The 19,066-nt window shown below is 71.3% G+C and carries 12 protein-coding genes; 9 read left to right on the top strand and 3 right to left on the bottom strand.

What is annotated here, in order from left to right; translation table 11 throughout:
- The first annotated feature begins 142 nt into the window (after nucleotides 1-142).
- The 8 genes from ACZ6CL_RS21025 to ACZ6CL_RS20990 all read left to right on the top strand — a co-directional run bounded on the left by ACZ6CL_RS21025 (nucleotide 143) and on the right by ACZ6CL_RS20990 (nucleotide 10,889).
- On the top strand, nucleotides 143-916 hold the full coding sequence (locus ACZ6CL_RS21025) for a DUF6182 family protein (RefSeq protein ID WP_468937633.1): 774 nt from the start codon (nucleotides 143-145) through the stop codon (nucleotides 914-916).
- Entirely contained in the window at nucleotides 913-1,866 is a 954-nt protein-coding gene (locus tag ACZ6CL_RS21020) for an alpha/beta hydrolase (protein ID WP_468937632.1), read from the top strand. Before ACZ6CL_RS21025 ends, ACZ6CL_RS21020 begins: the two co-directional genes overlap by 4 nt.
- Nucleotides 1,867-1,951: 85 nt before the next feature.
- Entirely contained in the window at nucleotides 1,952-2,590 is a 639-nt protein-coding gene (locus tag ACZ6CL_RS21015) for a hypothetical protein (protein WP_468937631.1), read from the top strand.
- Nucleotides 2,583-4,262, top strand: a complete 1,680-nt coding sequence (locus ACZ6CL_RS21010) for a GH3 auxin-responsive promoter family protein (protein ID WP_468937630.1) — start codon at nucleotides 2,583-2,585, stop codon at nucleotides 4,260-4,262. The genes ACZ6CL_RS21015 and ACZ6CL_RS21010 overlap by 8 nt, the downstream gene beginning before the upstream one ends.
- Before the next feature lie 58 nt (nucleotides 4,263-4,320).
- Nucleotides 4,321-5,187 (top strand): SAM-dependent methyltransferase, encoded by an 867-nt coding sequence (locus ACZ6CL_RS21005; protein ID WP_468937629.1) that lies wholly within the window; start codon nucleotides 4,321-4,323, stop codon nucleotides 5,185-5,187.
- Nucleotides 5,188-5,189: 2 nt separating this feature from the next.
- Complete coding sequence (locus ACZ6CL_RS21000) at nucleotides 5,190-7,334, top strand: LysR substrate-binding domain-containing protein (RefSeq protein ID WP_468937628.1); 2,145 nt, start codon at nucleotides 5,190-5,192, stop codon at nucleotides 7,332-7,334.
- On the top strand, nucleotides 7,331-8,458 hold the full coding sequence (locus ACZ6CL_RS20995; protein WP_468937627.1) for a hypothetical protein: 1,128 nt from the start codon (nucleotides 7,331-7,333) through the stop codon (nucleotides 8,456-8,458). The genes ACZ6CL_RS21000 and ACZ6CL_RS20995 overlap by 4 nt, the downstream gene beginning before the upstream one ends.
- 253 nt (nucleotides 8,459-8,711) lie before the next feature.
- Complete coding sequence (locus ACZ6CL_RS20990; RefSeq protein ID WP_468937626.1) at nucleotides 8,712-10,889, top strand: AfsR/SARP family transcriptional regulator; 2,178 nt, start codon at nucleotides 8,712-8,714, stop codon at nucleotides 10,887-10,889.
- 6 nt (nucleotides 10,890-10,895) lie between these two features.
- On the opposite strand, the gene ACZ6CL_RS20985 is transcribed toward ACZ6CL_RS20990, so the two are convergent.
- Nucleotides 10,896-11,717 (bottom strand): NADP-dependent oxidoreductase, encoded by an 822-nt coding sequence (locus ACZ6CL_RS20985; protein ID WP_468937625.1) that lies wholly within the window; start codon nucleotides 11,715-11,717, stop codon nucleotides 10,896-10,898.
- A 112-nt stretch (nucleotides 11,718-11,829) separates the two neighbouring features.
- Between ACZ6CL_RS20985 and ACZ6CL_RS20980 the strand changes: the two genes are divergently transcribed.
- A complete protein-coding gene (locus ACZ6CL_RS20980) occupies nucleotides 11,830-12,393 on the top strand; it encodes a TetR/AcrR family transcriptional regulator (protein ID WP_468937624.1) in 564 nt (187 codons plus the stop codon).
- 2 nt (nucleotides 12,394-12,395) lie between these two features.
- Here the strand turns inward: ACZ6CL_RS20980 and ACZ6CL_RS20975 are convergent, their stop codons facing one another.
- A complete protein-coding gene (locus tag ACZ6CL_RS20975) occupies nucleotides 12,396-14,717 on the bottom strand; it encodes a SpoIIE family protein phosphatase (protein WP_468937623.1) in 2,322 nt (773 codons plus the stop codon).
- Complete coding sequence (locus tag ACZ6CL_RS20970) at nucleotides 14,714-18,991, bottom strand: HAMP domain-containing protein (protein WP_468937622.1); 4,278 nt, start codon at nucleotides 18,989-18,991, stop codon at nucleotides 14,714-14,716. Before ACZ6CL_RS20970 ends, ACZ6CL_RS20975 begins: the two co-directional genes overlap by 4 nt.
- Nucleotides 18,992-19,066: the final 75 nt, after the last annotated feature.

The following is a 19,066-nucleotide window of genomic DNA, read 5'->3' as shown; positions in this document are numbered from 1 at the left end:
GCGCTGCACCAATGACGCCCTGCCTCGGGCCGCGCTATCGGGGCGCTATAACTCCTGTGGATACTCGACAGCTCCACCGGGACGGCCTGGGGGAACGGCCTGTGCCGCACCCCCTCGTGACCATGGCCGAGAGGAGTTGCGCATGTTCACCCAAGAGTTTCTCCGGACACAGCTCGCCTCCAGGATCCGCGTCGCGCGCACGGGGCGGGGCGCAGAAGCCCCCGATCCCGGTCCGCTCACCGCGGAGCTGATGACGGAACTGGCCGCGGCGGACGAAGCGGCGACGACGACCGTGACGGTCGTCCTGCGCCGGTTCGAGCCGCAGGTCTACGCGGAATCGGTGCTGCGCTACGCCCTGAGCCTTCCGGACCCCCTGCGTGCGTCATGGCTCCGGGCGTACACCCGGACCGTGTTCCTGACCGGGAACCCGGCGAACCTCGCCGGCAGATTCGGGTTCCACTACGTCAGCCAGGACGGCTCCATGGCGTGGACGGCGCCCGACGACTCGGGCGAACGGTCACCCCTCCGCCGTCTGCTCAGGCTGTTTCCCACGGCGGAGCTGCCGCCCCTCCCCGCCCGGCTGCGGGTCCCCGCGACGGCGGGTTCGCCGGAACACGACGGCCTGGCACCGGTCCGTGAGGCACGGCTGTACGCCGTCACGACCCGGGTGTCCCTGGCTGCCTACCTCGTACACGTCCACCATGTCCTCGCCGAGGCCGTCATCGCGCAACTCATCGATGAGCACACTGATCTGACGATTCATCATGTACCGCAACTGGACCCCGCGGACGGGCCCTTCGACGTGCTGCGCGTCGTCCCGGACCCGGATGCCGAGCCCGATGACCGCCCGGAGACCACCGGTCCCGGGCGGCTGCGCGCCTACGCGGGACTCACCCTCACGGCAGGAGCGTCATGACCCACGCCTATGACCCCGAGCTGGCCCCGTACACCGCGCTCCCCGGGCTCCGCCCGCTCGACTTCGCGCGCCCGGAGGCCGCCCGGGCCGCGATGCGCGAGGCGGCGGCCGCCACGGCGGCCCAGGAACCGGACCACCCGGTGGACGTGACCGACACCCTGGTCCCCGGCCCACCCGAGGGACCCAAGGTCCCGGTACGGATCTACCGGCCGCACGGCGGCCAGGACCCGAAACCGGCACTGCTCTACTTCCACTGGGGCGGCCTGGTCGGCGGAGACCTGGACACCAACCACACGTCCGCGCTGCGGCTCGCCGATGAGGTGTCGGCCATCGTGGTGTCCGTGGACTACCGGCTCGCCCCCGAACACCCCTTCCCCTGCGGCCTGGAGGACGGCTACGCCGCCCTGACCTGGGTGGCGGACAGCGCCGCCGAACTGGGCGTCGACCCCTGCCGGGTGGGTGTCGCGGGCGACAGCGCCGGGGGTGGACTCGCCGCCGCGCTGACCCTGCTCGCCCGCGACCGCGGCGGACCGCGGGTGCGCTTCCAGTGCCTGAACTTTCCGATGCTGGACGACCGGCTGGACAACCCGTCCGCACGAGCGTTCACCGACACGCCCGTCCTGGACCGCGCCGCCGCCCTCCAGAGCTGGCGGCACTACCTGGGCGACAGCAACGGGCAGGCTCCCTCCTACGCCGCTCCCGCGCGCGCCCACGACCTCACCGGGCTGCCGCCCGCGTACCTCAGCGCCTGCGAGTTCGACCCGCTGCGCGACGAGGACATCGCGTACGGCCACCGGCTGATACAGGCCGGAGTGCCCACCGAACTGCACCACTACGCGGGCACCTTCCACGCCAGCACCGCCATCACCGACGCCGCCGTCACCCAGCGGATGGTCAGCGACCAGCACACCGCCCTGCGGCGCGGATTGTCGCAGTGCCGGTGCCGCTGACGTGTCGCTTCCCGCCGCGCTATCGAGGCGCTACATCTCCTCTGGATACTCGGTGAATCCAGGTGGACGACCAAAGGAAAGACATATGGCCGACCCGCGGTTCACGGTCCTGCTGGGGCCCGACTACTCCGGAAAGTCCTCGGTGCTGGAGCGCCTCGCCGCGCGCGGAACCTGGACAGTGGCCTCGTACGACAAGACATTGCTCGACCCCGCGTACGCGCTCGTCGGCAGGGTGCGCGACGAATTCCTCACCGAGGCGCTGCGGGCGCCCGCCGGACGCTACTCCCCGGATCTCTTTCTCACCCTGGTGCAGATAGCTGCGGTACACCTGCGGGACCGGGTGGCGCAGGCCCCGCCGGACCGACCGGTGATCGTGGACTCCTACTACTTCAAACTCCTGGCCAAGTGCTCCCTGCTCGGTTACGGCAATCCGGCGCTCTTCTCCTGGTGGCGGACCTTCCCGCAGCCCGATCAGGTCGTCTACCTCGATGTGGCGCCCGCCGTCGCCTGGGAACGCAGCGGCTGGGGAGCGGACGCGAACCTGATGGAGTGCTACGGCGAAAAGCCCACCGAGGAATCCTTCACCTCCTTTCAAGCCGATTTGGCTGACGCGATGCGAAAAGAGGTAGCCGGGCTGAACGTCGTCACCCTCGGGCAGTCCGACCGCGTCGAGAAAACCGTGGATCTCGTGGAACAGGCGATAATGGACGGTGCACATGGCTGACGGGACCGAAATGACCGGCGGGACATTCTCCGCCTACCGGAGCAGGGTCCTGGATGAGCGGGACCGGCTGCGGGCCGCGCTGGACAACCCACGGCGATCCCAGGACGAGGCGCTCCGCGCCATGCTGCGCGAGAACGCGGACACCGAGTTCGGGAAGGCACACGGGTTCGCCCGCTGTCGCAGCGTGGACGAATACCGCGCGGCGGTACCCATCGCCGACTACGCGGCGCTCGCCCCCTGGATCGAGGCGGCCGCCGCCGGGCGGCAGAACGTTCTCAGCGCGGATCCCGCCGTGGTCTTCTTCAAGAGCAGCGGCAGCACCGGGGAGAGCAAACAGATCCCGATCACCCGGCAGTTCATGCGCACGTCCTTCTTCCCCTTCTACTACGCGGCGTGGGCCAATTTCGTCGAGCACTTCCCGGAGGCGGTTCAGCGGACCGACGCCACGCTCAACCTCAAGCACGACCCGGCCCCCGCGGTCGGCGCGACCCGTTCGGGCCAGCCCCATCTGGGCGCCAGCCAGGTTGATTTCGGCCAGGCCTTCGGCGAACCGCTCGCGGCGGAACCCGGCAGCCGCGCGCCCTGGGGGACCCTGCCGGACTTCGTGGACCCCACAGATCATCTGCAGCGCGGCTATGTGCGGCTGCGCGCCGCGATCGAGCATGACGTGCGGTGCGTCATCGGCATCAACCCGGCGATGGTCGCCGCGTTGCCGTACCAACTCCTCCAGTGGTGGCCCCGGTTGGTCAAGGACCTGCACGACGGCACGGTCGACGGGCACCCCGGCGGCACCCCCGACCCCGGCCGCGCCCGGCTGCTGGAGCGGTCGGCGGAGCGCGCGGGTGGGCTGCTGCCCACTCACGTCTGGCCCCGCATGGAGCTGCTGTTCTGCTGGACCACCGGTCTGGCCTCGCTCTATCTGCCGCGGCTGCGGGAGGCGTTCGGCCCCCGGGTCACCGCCCTGCCCGCCCCGGTGGCGGCGTCGGAGGGCTTCGTGGCCGTAGCCCTCGACCGCCACCTGACCGCCGGATCACCGGCGCTCACCGGCGGGCTGCTGGAGTTCGTCGACGCCGACGAGGACCTTGGGCCCGATTCCGCCACCCAGCTGTTCCACGAGCTGGAGACCGGCCGTGAATACCACGCCGTCATCAGCCATGTCGGCGGCCTGTACCGGTACGCCCTCGGCGATGTGGTGCGGGTGGTCGACCAGGTCGGGGACGTCCCGCGGGTCGAGTACGCCGGGCGGCGCACCCTCTCGGACGCCGTCGGCGAGCGCCTGCGCGAGTCCCATGTGGTGACTGCCCTGCGCACGGCGCTCGCGGCCACCGGCCTCGAGGTACGCAACGCCACCTGCCGGGTGGTCGGCGCCCCCGGGACCGGGAACACCACACCGCGGTACGCCTTCGCGCTGGAGCCGTTCCTTCCCTGGGCGGACCAGGAGACCGCGGCCCTGGGGCGTGCGCTCGACGCGGCGCTGAGCGCCGCCGCCCCCGGCTACCGGTCGGCGCGTACGACGGCCCGGCTGGACGCCCCCGAGATCCACCGCGTGGCACCGGACGCGTTCGCCCGCGACTGGCAGCACCGGGTCGCCGCCGGAACCCGCCCGGCCCAGGTCAAGGACCGGGTCTTCCAGAACGACGACGCCGCCTGGCAGCGCCTGCTCGAGAACTGAATCGTTCTCGGTCCCTGTGGCTCTTCCCTTCGCGATCCCTCTGACAAGGAGCATCCCCATGGAACCATTCGACGCGGTCGCCCGGACGTCCCTGCTGACGACGGCCCTGCGCGCCAAGGAGACCAAGCGACCGGACCGGCTCTACGAGGACCCCTTCGCCGCCCGGCTCGCGGGCACCGTCGGGGCCGACCTGTTCGGCCAGGTCTCCGACGCGACCTGGCCCAACCGCACCGAGCCCGACCAGAAGGTGCCGAGCACCTTCGACTACAACGCGATCCGGACCCGGTACTTCGACGACTATCTGCTCACGCAGGTGAAGGATGGCGGCTATCCCCAGGTGGTGATGGCGGCCGCGGGCATGGACACCCGTGCCTACCGGCTGCCCTGGCCGCGGCCGATCGAGCTGTTCGAACTGGACCGTCCGAACGTCCTGGAGGCGAAGGAGTCGGCCCTCGGCGACGTACCGGTCCATGAGCACGTCACCCGGCATCTGATCGGCGCCGACCTGCTCGGCGAGGACTGGTCCGACGCCCTCATCGCGGCCGGTTACCGCCCGGACCAGCCCTCCCTGTGGCTGCTCGAAGGGCTGCTGTACTACATCCCCGAGGAGCACACCCGGCAGCTTCTCTCCCGGGTCGCGGACCTGACCGCCCCCGGCAGCCGGATGGCGGCGGACCTGGTCAGCGCCACCGCCCTCACCGCCCCGGCGGTCAAGCCGCTGCTGGAGGTCTTCGAACGCTGGGGCTGCCCCTGGCTGTACGGGCACGACGAGCCGGAAGCGCTCCTCGCCGAATACGGCTTCGAGGGCGAGGCGGTGCAGCCGGGCGAGGAATCCGCGCACTACGGACGGTGGCCCGACCCCGTCCACCCGCGCCATGTGCCCGAGGTCGAGCGGGTGTTCCTCGTCAACGGACGGCGGAAGTGACCATGACCCACGCAGTCGTCATCGGCGGCAGCATCTCCGGGTGCGCCGCCGCGCTCGCGCTGAGCGATCTGGGATACGACGTCACGATCCTGGAGAAGGACCCGGGCCCGCTCCCCGCCGGCCCGGACGAGGCGCACCAGGGCTGGGACCGCCCCGGCGTACCGCAGGGCCTCCAGTCCCACGCCTTCACCTCCCGGGGCGTCAACCTGCTGGCGGACCGCGCGCCCGGCATCTACGCCGCGCTCCTCGACGCCGGTGCCAGGGCGCTGCGGCTCGGTGGCAGCATGCCGCGGCCGAGCGGCGCCGACGCCGGTACGGACACGGTCACGGACGCCGGTACGGAGAAGCTGCGGGACGATGAACTCACCGTCCTCGCCTGCCGACGCCGCACGTTCGAGATGGTGCTCCGGCGGGAAACCACCCGGCGCGCCCGGATCACGCTGCGCACCGGCGTGGCCGTCCAGGGCCTCGTGCTGACCGACGGCAGCGGGGACGCACCGCGCCGGGTGACCGGCGTACGGACGGGGACCGGCACGCCCCTGGCCGCCGACCTCGTCATCGACGCGACGGGACGGCGCTCCCTGTCCGGCACGTGGCTGGCCAAGGAGGGCGTGCCCCAGCCCGAGGACGTCACGCACCGCTCACGCATGACCGCGTACGCCCGCTTCTACCGGCTGCGGACCGGCGGGTTCCCCGGCCCCCTCAACCGCGACAACGCGGCCGGGGCGGTCTGGGACGGCTACGCGGCCTTCCTCCACCCGGGCGACAACGACACCTTCAGCATCACCTACGGTGTGCTCCCCGACGACGACGCGCTGCGTGCCCTGCGCGAGGATTCCGTCTTCCACGCCGCGGCAGCCGCCAATCCGTTCTTCCAGCCCTGGCTGGAGCCCGGTGTCGCCGAACCGATCTCCGGTGTCCGGGTCATGCCGTCGCCCGACAACGTCCTGCGCGGCGCGGCCGTGGACTCCGCCAACCAGCCGGTGCACGGGCTCTTCCGGGTCGGCGACGCGGCATGCGTGACCAACCCGCTGTACGGGCGCGGCGTCGCGCTGGGCCTGTCCCACGCCTACGCGCTGGCGGAGGTCCTCGGCCGGTATCCGGAGGTCGGCGAGGAGCAGAGCCGGGAGGCGGCCGTGGCGGCCGACGCACACTTCCGGCCCTGGTTCGCGCAGTCGGTCCGGACCGACACCGAGCGGCTGGCCCTGTGGAACCGGACCGTTCACGGCATCACCCCGCCGGACGCCGAGCCGGGCGGCCTGAGCCTCGCGCAGGTCTCCGCCGCCGCCACCAAGGACCCGGCGGTCTGGCGTCATCTGGCGCGGCTGCAGATGTCCCTGCCGCCCAGCGAGTCCTCGCTCACCCCGGCTGACCTGCGCCGCCGGGTGCTCCGGGCCTGCGAGGAACTCGGTCCGCTGCGGCCGCCCGGCCCCCACCGCGAGCAGCTGCTCACCACCATCGCCGCCGGAGCCACGTCGGCCACCACCTCGGCCACCACCTCCGGCACCGGCCCGGACAGCCCCCTCCGGCTGGTGTATCCGGGGTCCCCCGACGCGGTGGAAAAGATCCTCGCCGCGGCGGAAGACGCCGGGCACCGGCACCCGGTGACCGTCTCGGAAGCGCTCATCTCGGATCCCTACGGCAAGCTGCGCGCGGGCGAGGCAGACGTGATGATCACGCGCTTCCGCGTCGACGAACCGGATCTGACCACCGGTCCCGCGCTCTACACCGAAGAGCGCATCGTCGCGGTCGCCGCCCATCACCCGCTCGCCTCCCGGGCGTCGGTGACCAGTGACGACCTCGCGGACTACGACATGTTCCAGCGTCCGGGGGTGTTTCCGCCCGACGTCTACGACCAGCTCGTCCCGCGCGCATCGGCCCAGGGACGGCCCCTCCACCGGCGATGTACCGCCGACTCGATACCGGGCATGTTCGCCGCGATCGCCGAGGGCCGGGCCATCCACCCCACCATCGCCTCCATGCGCGCGGTCAGCCACCCGGGCGTCGTCTACGTACCGATCACCGACCTGGAACCGGCCCCCGTCTGCCTGGTGTGGGTCACCGAGCGGGCCTCGTCCGCGGTTCTGGCGTTCGCCCGGGCGGCCGCCGAGGGCTTCGCCGCCGCCGCGACGGGTGCACAGCGATGACGGACCGTATCCCGCACCGGCCCAGGGTGCTGATCGCTCCGGTCACCGTGACCCCCACCAAGGCGCTGGGCCTCAGCCACCTCAAGGGCCTGCTGTGGGTGGACGCCATGTTCCGCTCCACGCGCTTGCTGACCGACGTCGACTACCTCTACAGCCACACCACCTTCAACATCACCCGCCAGACCGCGGGTTTCTGGGAGTACCTGGACCGCGCCTGCCCGGACCTCGACCCGTCCCGGTGCACGGAGGACGACGTCGGCAGCCTCTACACGGCCTTCCAGACTCAGCCGTCGCCACCACCGGACGCGGACCTCCAGCCCTACGTCCGCGCGGTCGAGGAGACCGGGTGGACCCATCCGGTGAGCCGCCGCGTCCTGGACATCTGGCGCGGCCACTATGACTGGCTGGGCCTGCACGACCCGGGCATCACCCGGAGATTGCCGCCCCGGATGGGTCTTGAGGAGGTGGTCGACTACCTGTCCAAGCGCGGTCTGTGCCTGGACACCCGCTGCGACAACGGCCCCGTCTATCTCGATGCCACCGCCCAGGGCCTGCCGCTGCGCCCCATCACCTCGGCCACCGGGCACCCCAACTACCTGGGCTGCGCCCTGCGTGATCTGGTGCCGATGACCGAGGAGTACGACGAGATCGTCCTCGTGCACGACCGCGAGCTGACCGAGGACTACATCCTCCTGCAAAAGGTCTTCTGCGCGCTCGGCGCCGACACCCATCGCCTCTGCCTCAGCAGAGTGCCGCTCGACGGCGTCGTGCGGTCCAGCCGTCATGGAGTGGACCGCATGCACACGGCCGCCGGGCTCGCGGACGAACTGGGCGGCTACGGAACCACGGAAGCCGTGCGCCTCGGCATGCGTCTGTACTTCATCGCGGCGCTCGGCAAGGGCAGCGATCAGTCCTTCCGCATGGACCTGCTGCGGGAATTCATCGACCGCGCGGAGAAACTGCTCGCCCGGGACGACGCCCCGGACGCGCCGGACCCGGAGACGTTTCTGCGGCGGAACACCGGCGGCCGGGCCTTCGTGGACGCCTACCGCCTCACGTCCGCACTCCTCGGAAGACATCGGCGAGTTCCCCTGCGGACCCTCGCGTCGTCCATATACAGCTGAGTAGGGGATAGCTGAGTAGGGGATAGCTGAGTCCGGGACTGCCGAGTCGGAGGCAGGTGAAAATCCCGGACACCCACACTAGGTCTTCTTCCGGTGTTTCCTCCTGAGCCATGGCCTAAGGTTTTTCACGCCAACATCGTTATGAGCGTGGTCAGGCGGCAGGTCCAGGACTCCGCACTACCCGACCTCGGAATGGATAGTTGTGGACTTCGCCCTTCTCGGTCCTCTCACCATCACCTGTGAGGGCCGGCAGTTGACCGTTCCCGCGTCCCGGCAGCGCATCCTCCTCGCCGCGTTGCTTCTGAATGCCAACCACGTGGTGTCCATCGACCGGCTCTCGTACTTTCTGTGGGACGGATTACCACCATCCAGTGCTTCGGCCACCCTGCGCACCTATGTGATGCGGCTGAGAAACGTACTCGGCGACCATGTGGGGCAGCGGATTGTGACGCGTTCTCCGGGATACCTCATCGAACTGGACGAGCACGAAAGCGACCTCGGCCGGTTCACCTCACACCGCCGTGCGGGCGAGGCCGCCATCGCCTCCGGCGACCTGGCCACCGGCGCCGATGAGCTGAACCGGGCGCTGTCGCTGTGGCGGGACGAACCGCTGCTGGACATTCCCTCCGCCACCCTGTGCGACGTCGAGGCGCGGCATCTTCAGGAGCTGCGCAGACAGACCGTCGCCCAGTGGGTCGATGTCCAGCTGGAGCTCGGACGGCACAACGGCATGCTTCCCGAGTTGTGGCGGCTGGTGCTGCAGAACCCGCTGGACGAGCCGATGGCGGCCCGGCTGATGCTGGCGTTGTCCCGCTCGGGGCAGCAGGCCGAGGCGCTCCAGGTGTTCCAGCGCACCCGTGTGCTGCTGATCGACCAGCTGGGCACGGAACCCGGGCCCGAGCTGAGACTCATGCAGCAGCGAGTGCTGAGGGACGACGAGCCGCAGACGTCCGCCGACCAGCGTGTCAGTGTCTTCCGGACGTCCCGGGACCGGCCACGGCCCGCGCAGTTGCCGGTCGCTCCCACGGCCCTCGTCGGGCGGGCCGAGGAGTCCGCGGCGCTCCGTTCCGTGTTGTGCTCCCCGCCCCGGGACCCCGGGAGCGCCGTGATCGTGGCGCTCACCGGCGGGCCCGGCGTGGGCAAGAGCGCGCTGTCGTTGCACCTGGCCCATGGTGTGCGCGACACGTTCAAGGACGGCGAGCTGTACGCCTGCCTGCGGGACGCCGCAGGCCGTCCGGCTTCCCCCACGGACGTACTCGCCCGGTTCCTCACGGATCTGGGGCTGCCACAGTCGGCCGTGCCGTCCGGTCTGGACGAACGGGCCTGTCTGTACAGGTCGTTGATCGCCGACCGCGAGATGCTCGTCCTCCTCGACGACGCCCAGGACGCCGCCCAGGTCCGTCACCTCATCCCGGGACGGGGCGGCAGTCGGCTGATCATCACCAGCCGCAACCATCTCGCGGATCTGGAGGGGGCGTACACCGTGACGGTGAGCCCGCTCCCCGAGGACGCGTCGGTGGAACTGCTGGGCGGCATCGTCGGCCACCACCGGGTGCGGCAGGAGCCGCTCGCCGCCCAGCGCATCGCCTCCGTGTGCGCCGGGCTGCCGCTGGCGATCCGTATCGCCGGGGCGCGCTGTCTGGCGCGGGAGCAGTGGTCCCTGGACGACCTGGCCGAACGGCTCACCTCGTCCGGCCGATTACTGGACGAGCTGCGCGTGGGCGATCTCTCCGTACGGACCGGTCTGCGCTCCGAGTACGCCGCTCTGCGCACCCGCTCCCCTCACGTCTGCCATCCGGCGGCCCCGGCCCCCGACGCGGCCTTCCGCGCCCTGGGTGTCCTGGGCGCGGCCGAGGTCACCCCCGAGTCGGTGGCAGCCATGCTGAACTGCCAGGTCCACCAGGCTCAGGACACCCTGGAACTGCTCGTCGATGCCCGGCTGCTGACCTCCCCGAACCCCGGCCGCTACTACCTCAACGACCTGGTACGGGCGCTGGCCCGGGAGGTGGCCGAAGCCGAGGAGGCACCGGCCGACCGCACCGCCGCGCTCCGCGAACTGCTGCGCTGGTACGGCCGGGCCTGCGAGCAGATCACCCCCGGCCAGCGGGCGGGCGCCCGCCCGCCGTCGCCGAAGACCGGCTGCCCGTTCCCCGTCTTCGACGACGAGGAGTCCGCCGCGCGCTGGCTGTCCCTGCAACGGGACTCCATCGTCGGCGCGGTGCTCGCGGGCCGACGCCACGGGGCGGGGCACACCGCCGATCTGCTGGTCGCGGCCCTCGCCGACCTGCGGTCCGTCGACGGTCTGCTCCCTGATCTGAAGGCCGCCCGCGACATCATTCTGAACCGCGTCGGCGCCCGGACCGGCCCCACGACGCGCATACCCTCCATACGCCACTTCCGACGCGTCTACGCCCCGGTCCCCCACCCCTGACGTCCCCTAGGCGACCGTGAGCACGATCTTGCCCTGAATATGCCCCCGGGCGGCCCGCTCGTGCGCCGCCCGGGCATCCGCGAGCGGAAACGTGCTGTCGATCGCGACGCGCAGCGTGCCCGCGTCGAGCAGGCGGCCCAGTTCGGCGAGTTGCGCGCCGTTCGAGCGGACCTGGGCGGTCGAGACGGTGACGCCCAGCTTCGTGGTCTCCTCGTCGTCGAAGTCCCCGGGGAACACCGGAAACAGCGCGCCGCCACGCCGGAGCGTGCGCAGGAAGCGCGAGCTGCCGGGGCCACCGACGGTGTCGAGGACGAGGTCGACGTCGTGCGCGAGTTCCTCGGGACGGCTCTTGGTGTAGTCGATGAACTGGTCGGCGCCGAGGTCACTCAGGAACTGCCACGCCGTCAGCCCGGCCATGGGCACACCGGCGGCGTGCACGTGGTCGATGCCGATCGGCTTGTGCGCGAGGTCCGACGCGGGCGCGGCCACGTAGTCGGCGTATGCGCGGCCGTCGAAGCTGGGGAAACGCAGAAGGCCGAAGACTTCATCGCCGACCGAGAAGCCGTCCACATCGGTGGCGACGGCCTCGACGACGCCCGACACGTCCGTCCCCGGAATCACCGGCAGGCTGACCGTCGATTCCGTCTCGCCGGGCATGGTGGTCAGCCCGTCGCGCAGGTACCAGTCCGGAGGGTTCACGCCGACCGCGTGTACGCGGACGAGCACCTCGCCCGGCCCGGGCTCGGGCACCGGCGCCTCGTCGTCACGCAGCACCTCGGGGCCGCCGTGCTCGTGCAGCCGGATCGCCCTCATCGTCTGGGTCGGCATCGTTCTTCTCCTGCTCGTGCTGCGGGATACGCTGATTCGGATCTGCGATCCATATAAACGGATCACTGATCCGAATACATGGACCACTGATCCGGATAGTCAAGAGGGACGTATGCGGGCCGATGCCAGGAAGAACCGCGACCACCTGCTCGCAGTAGCGGGCACCGCCATCACCGAGCAGGGCGCCGACGTGTCACTGCGCGACATCGCGCGCAGGGCCGATGTCGGGCTCGCGACGCTGCTGCGGCACTTCCCCACGCGCGAGGCGTTGCTCGATGCCCTGCTCCGCACGAGCTTCGACGAACTGACGGCGAAGGCGGGCAGGCTCGAAACGTCCAGCTCGCCCGAAGACGCTCTCGTGTCGTGGCTACGCGACTGCGTCGCGTGGACGACGGAGTACCGGGGCGTGACCGTGCTGATGGCAGCCGCCATCGAGGACCCCGAATCCGCACTCCACGCTTCGTGTGTCACCCTGCGCGCGGCCGGTGCGCGGCTCCTCACCCGGGCCCAGGACGCGGGCGTGGCGCGGCGCGATATCGATGGCGCCGATGTGTTCGCGCTGGTGGCCATGCTCGCCTGGCTCGGCGATCAGCCCTCGCTCACACCACGCGCCGATCACCTCTTCGACGTCGTGGTGAGCGCGGTCCTGGAGCATCCGGCGACTGCTGCCAGCTGACCTCAGCCCACATCGATACCGATGAGGCAGGTGTCGTCGTCGGTGTCGGAGCGCGCGTGCGTCAGCAGGACGTCGAGGTGCTCACCGAGCTCCCGAGTGGCGGCGCCGACGGTGGCCAGGAGCTGTTCGAGCGACTTCTCCACGGACCGGTCCCGGCGTTCGATCAGCCCGTCGGTGTACATCAGCAGCCGGTCGCCGGGCACCAGGGCGAGCCGTCTCTCCTCGTACTGCGCCTCGGCGACCGCGCCCAGCAGGATGCCGGCGGGCAGCGGCAGCGCGGCGGCGCTGCTCTCGTGGATCAGGACCGGTGGCGGATGGCCTGCCCGCGCCCACTCCAGCACGCGGTTCTCCGGATCGTAGATGCCGCAGACCACGGTGGCCGTGACATGGTCGGTGAGGTGGTGGGTCACCGTGTTCAGCCAGCCCAGCAGTCGCGCCGGTCCCGCTCCCGTCGCGGCGAGACCGCGCAGCGCGTTGCGCAGGACCACCATGCCCGTCGCCGCCTCGATGCCGTGTCCGGCCACATCGCCGACCACCAGCAGCACCTTCTTCTGGGGCAGGACGACGGCGTCGTACCAGTCGCCGCCCACCAGATGCCCCTCCTCGGCCGGGCGGTAGCGCACCGCCACACGCAGTCCCGCGATAGCGACCGGGGCGTGGGACGAGGGCATGATGGCCCGCTGCAACTGGAGGGCCAGCCGGTTGCGTTCCGCGGCGTGCTGCTCGGTGTCGGCCAGCCGGTCGCGCATGGCCGAGAGCGCCACCTCCGTCCAGTGCTGGCTGGAGAAGTCCTGGTAGGCCCCGCGCACCGCGAGCAGGTTCCCGGCCGGATCGGTCACCGGCTCCGCGACGACGCGGATGTGGCGGACGATTCCGTCGGCCGGCTGGAGCCGGAACGCGGTCGAGGCGGAGTGCCGGTGGTGCAGCAGGGTGCGCAGGAAGCGGCCGATGGCCACGGAGTCATCGGGATGCGCGTGGCTGTGCAGCCGCTCCACCGGCACGGGGGGCGCGGTGGGCGGGAGGCCGAAGAGCGAGAACAGATGTCTGTTCCACAGGATCTCGCCGCTGACCGCGTCCTCCTGGAAGCCGCCGATCCGGCCGAGCCGCTGGACGTGTTCGAGCAGGGCGGACATCCGTGCCGCCTCGTCCTCCAGCCGCCAGCTCAGCAGCACCGCGTCCCCGCAGCGGCCGATGCCCACGGTGATGAGCCCGGTCAGGGAGACATCGTCGACCAGGACCCGCAGCGCGAGCCGTTCCGCGCGGAACGGCTCGCCCGTCGCGTGGACCCGCAGCACGTGCTCGTACAGACCGCCGTCGCAGGCCATCAGGGGGTATGCCGCCAGCAGCCGCATTCCCGTGATCATGGCGCGTGCCCGCCCCGCCGGGTCGGCGAAGCGCTCGTTGACGTAGGCGATGGCGAAGTCGGTCACCTGGTCCTGGTCATCGAGCACCGGGCGCAGGATCAGCACCGGGTCGAGCAGCCCATCGGCGAGATCCCTCGCGGGATCGGCCGGGAGCGCCGGGTCCGCGGTGGTCCCGGCCGCCGTCTCTCCCGTACCGGGCAGGGCGTGGGCGCACAGCTCGGCCAGTGCGTTCAGCTGGCGGCTGACCGGGGCGGACAGCGGGGGCCGTGGATGGGGCCAGCACACCTCCAGCGCACCGAGGATCCGGCCGCCCAGCTCGGCCGGGAGTACGGCACGGGCGCCGTCGCCGCCGTGGCGTCCGATGGCCGCCGTGTCGGCGGGCATCGCCGCGTACCACCGCACCCGCCGTTCGGCCACGGCGCGCTGGGCGGGCACCTGGAGGTCCGGCGGGACGAACCGCCACCGCTCGGCCTCGCCGCGCGGAAAGCCCGCGTGTCCGGCGAGGGCCAGCGCGCCGCCGGACACCACGGCCCACAGCGCCACCGCGCTCACTCCGAGGGGGGCGAGCACCTGCTCGATCAGCGTGTCCACCACGGTCTGGGGGTCGCCGGTGAGGGAACTGGCCTCGGCCGCCCGCACCCGGAGGACGTCCGGCGGGCTGTGGTGTCCGCCGCCGGACTCCTGTGGCACACCGGACAGGGCCCGGGCGACCGTGTCCCCGGCGGCTCCGTCGACCACGTCGGCGGCCAGCTCCAGAAGGGGCAGCCCGGCGGCCTCGGCCAGCTCCTCCAGATGGCGGGCGGCCTGCGTCGGGCCACCGTGGCCGCGTTCGACCAGGATGCCGGTGGCGATACCGATCAGGGTTCGCGCGTCCGCGGCCTCCTGTGCCGCGGTGAGTTCGCCGCGCAGCCGCTCGACCGTGGCCGCCAGCGCGGCCAGACGCCGGTCACGCCCGCTCACCGGTTCAGCCAGCGGCGCACGCAGGCCACCAGCTCATCGGCGTCCAGCGGCTTGGTGATGTAGTCGTTGGCCCCGGCGGCCAGCGTCTGTTCCCGGTCGCCCGCCATGGCCTTGGCGGTCACCGCGATGATCGGCAGATCGGCGTACTCGGGCATGGCCCTGATGGCCGCGGTGGCGGCATAGCCGTCCATCTCGGGCATCATGATGTCCATCAGGAGCAGCTCGACCATCGAGTGGCGGGACAGCATCTCCAGCCCCATGCGCCCGTTTTCGGCGTGCAGGACACGCATGCCGTACAGCTCCAGGATGCCGGTGAGCGCGTAGACGTTACGGGCGTCGTCGTCCACGATCAGCACCGCCCGCCCGGCGAGGTCGCCGTCCGCCCCCGCGGGCGCGGGGACGGCCACAGGCACGGCCGGTACGGAGCGGACGGCCGGCACCAGGGGCGGGACGTCGGCCGGCCGGTCGGCCGTCAGATGCAGGACGACGCGCTCGCGCAGCTCGTCCAGGCTCGGCAGCAGCTCCCGCCGCTCGCCCTGGAAGCGGTCCGTCAGCCGCTGGTTCGACCGGGGGTCCAGCCGCCGGGTGTGGTGGGCCAGGACCGGCACCTGCCGGGCGGCCGGTACGCGGTCCAGCTCGTCGAGGAAGCGCAGGGCGGCCGCGTCGGGCATGTCGAGGCCGAGGACGACGCAGTGACACGGCTCGTCGGCGAGCGCCGCGACGGCCTCCCGCGGATCGGCCACGGTCCGCACCCGCACCGCGTCGGTGGCCGGTCCGCCGGCCGCGAGTTCGACCACGGCGCTCTCGACCAGGAGCGACAGCAGCCCGTGCGGCCGCTCCTCGACGACGAGCACCCGGCGCTGCTCCGGAACGTGCGACGCCGGGGAGCGCTCCGGGCCGCCCTCGCCCCGCGGCGTCGGGCCGCCGGGGAGGGACAACCTGCCGACGGGCAGGTAGAAGGTGAAGGTGCTGCCCTCGCCGGGTGTGCTGGCGGCGCGTACCGCCCCGCCCAGCAGATGGGCGATCTCCCGGCTGATCGAGAGGCCGAGCCCGGTACCGCCGTACCTGCGGCTCGTGGTGCCGTCCGCCTGCTGGAACGCGGCGAAGATGGCTTCGAGTTGCTGCTCGGCGATGCCTATCCCGGTGTCCACCACCCGGAACGCGAGGGCGGGCCCCTGGCCGCGGACCTCCCGGGGCAGATCGGATTCCGCGGCGGGCGCGATGCGCAGCTCCACGGAGCCGGTCTCGGTGAACTTGACCGCGTTGGAGAGCAGATTGCGCAGCACCTGTCGCATCCGGGAGTCGTCCGTGACGAGTTCTGCGGGGACGGCGGGCGAGACGCTGATGCGGAAGTCGAGACCCTTCTGGGCCGTCATCGGCCGGAAGGTGGCCTCCACGTAGTCGAGCAGCCGCCGCAGCGGCACCCGCTCGGGTTCGACGTCCATCTTCCCGGCCTCGACCTTGGACAGATCCAGGATGTCGTCGATCAGCTGCAGCAGATCGGAGCCCGCCGAGTGGATGACGCCCGCGTACTCCACCTGTTTGGGGGTGAGGTTCCGGGCCGGGTTCTGCGCCAGGAGCTGGGCGAGGATCAGCAGGCTGTTGAGGGGAGTGCGCAGCTCATGGCTCATATTGGCCAGGAACTCCGACTTGTACTTGGAGGCGAGCGTCAGTTGCCGGGCCCGTTCCTCCAGCTCCTGGCGGGCCTGCTCGATCTCCCGGGTCTTGGTCTCGATGTCGCGGTTCTGCGCGGCCAGCAGGGCCGCCTTGTCCTCCAGCTCGGCGTTGGAGTTCTGCAGTTCGTCCTGGCGTACCTGCAACTCCTGTGAACGCGCCCGGAGTTCGGCGGTCAGCCGCTGGGACTCCTCCAGCAGCTCATCCGTTCTGGCGTTGGCCACGATGGTGTTGACGTTGACCCCGATGGTCTCCATCAGCTGGTCGAGGAAGTCCCGGTGGACCTGGGTGAAGCGGCTGACCGAGGCCACCTCGATGACGCCGAGGATCTGCTCCTCGGCCACGATGGGCAGGACGAGGAGGCTGGACGCCTCGGCCGCGCCGAGGCCCGAGGAGACCGTGACGTAGCCGGGCGGAAGCTGCTCGATGGCGATGGTGCGGCGGCTGCGGGCCGCCTGCCCGACGAGCGACTCGCCGAGCCGGAACCGCACCGGCCGGTCCCCGGAGTCCGCGACGGGCAGTCCGTACGAGCCGAGCAGCCGCAGTTCCACCCCCTCCGGGGCGTCGTGGGCGAGGTAGAAGCCACCGTACTGGGCTCCCACCAGCGGGGTCAGCCGGTCCATGACCAGTTCGGCGACGACCGTCAGATCGCGCTGGCCCTGCATCAGCCCGGAGATGAGGGCGAGGTTGGTCTTGAGCCAGTCCTGCTCCTGGTTGGTCCGGGTGGTCTCGCGCAGGGACTCCACCATGGCGTTGATGTTGTCCTTGAGTTCGGCGACCTCGCCGGAGGCGTCCACCGTGATGGAGCGCGTCAGATCGCCCTCGGCCACGGCGCTGGTGACCTCGGCGATGGCCCGGACCTGGCGGGTCAGGTTTCCGGCCAGCTCGTTGACGTTCTCGGTCAGCCGCTTCCAGGTGCCGGAGACGCCCTCGACCTCGGCCTGGCCGCCGAGCCGTCCTTCGCTGCCCACCTCGCGGGCCACGCGGGTGACTTCGGCGGCGAAGGAGGACAGCTGGTCCACCATCGTGTTGATGGTGGTCTTCAGCTCCAGGATCTCGCCCCGCGCGTCCACGTCGATCTTGCGCGTGAGATCGCCCTGCGCCACCGCCGTGGTGACCTGGGCGATGTTGCGGACCTGGTTGGTGAGGTTGTTCGCCATGGAGTTGACGTTGTCGGTGAGGTCCTTCCAGGTGCCCGCCACGTGGGGTACCTGCGCCTGGCCGCCGAGGATACCCTCGGTGCCGACCTCACGGGCCACCCGCGTCACCTCGTCCGCGAACGCCGACAGGGTGGTCACCATGGTGTTGATGACCCCGGCGAGCGCGGCCACCTCCCCCTTGGCCTCGACGGTGATCTTCTGCGAGAGATCGCCGCGGGCCACCGCCGTCGCCACCTGGGCGATGGACCGCACCTGGCTGGTGAGGTTGGACGCCATGACGTTGACGTTGTCGGTCAGGTCCTTCCAGGTGCCCGAGACGCCCCGGACGGTGGCCTGCCCGCCGAGGTTGCCCTCGGTGCCGACCTCGCGGGCCACCCGGGTCACCTCGTCGGCGAAGGCGGACAGCTGATCGACCATCGTGTTGATGGTCTCCTTCAGCTCCAGGATCTCGCCCCGCGCGTCCACCCGGATCTTCTGCGACAGGTCGCCCTGCGCCACCGCGGTGGTGACCTCGGCGATGGACCGCACCTGGGCGGTGAGGTTGTCGCCCATCACGTTGACCGACTCGGTGAGGTCCTTCCAGGTGCCCGAGACGCCCTGGACATCGGCCTGCCCGCCGAGGCGGCCCTCGGTGCCGACATCCCGGGCCACGCGGGTGACCTCGGCGGCGAACGAGGACAGCTGGTCCACCATCGTGTTGATGGTGGTCTTCAGCTCCAGGATCTCGCCCCGCGCGTCCACGTCGATCTTGCGCGTGAGATCGCCCTGCGCCACCGCCGTGGCCACGCGCGCGATCGACCGCACCTGGGCGGTGAGGTTGCCCGCCATGGAGTTGACGGAGTCGGTCAGGTCGCGCCAGGTGCCGCCGACGCCCGGCACCTGGGCCTGGCCGCCCAGGATGCCCTCGGTGCCGACCTCGCGGGCCACGCGCGTCACCTCGGCGGCGAACGAGGACAGTTCGTCCACCATCGTGTTGATGGTGTTCTTCAGCTCGTGGATCTCGCCCCGGGCCACGACCGTGATCTTCTGGGAGAGGTCGCCCTTGGCCACCGCCGTGGCGACCTGGGCGATGTCACGCACCTGAGTGGTCAGGTTGCCCGCCATGGCGTTGACGGAATCCGTGAGGTCCTTCCAGGTGCCGTCCACCCCGGGCACCGCGGCCTGGCCGCCGAGACGGCCCTCGGTGCCCACTTCCCGGGCGACCCGGGTCACCTCGGAGGTGAACAGCGACAGTTGGTCGACCATGCCGTTGAAGACCGTGGCGATCTCCCCCAGGAGGCCATCCCGGTCGGTCGGCAGATGGGTGCCGAAGTCGCCGTCCCTGACCGCCGTGAGGCCGGCCAGCAACTGCCGTAACTCCGGCTCCGCGACCGTCCCGACGCCACGGCCCCCCGGCGCGCGCGCCGCCGTGCGCTGCCCCGTGCCAGAACTCGCCACCATGGTTCTCCGCCCCTCGAGTAGCGGTCCCGCCCACCAGGCACCCCTCAGGGACCGGTGAGCCTTCGGCCCGTGAGT

Source organism: Streptomyces sp. NPDC041200 (assembly GCF_055591805.1).
This window is presented reverse-complemented; position numbering and strand designations above follow the sequence as displayed.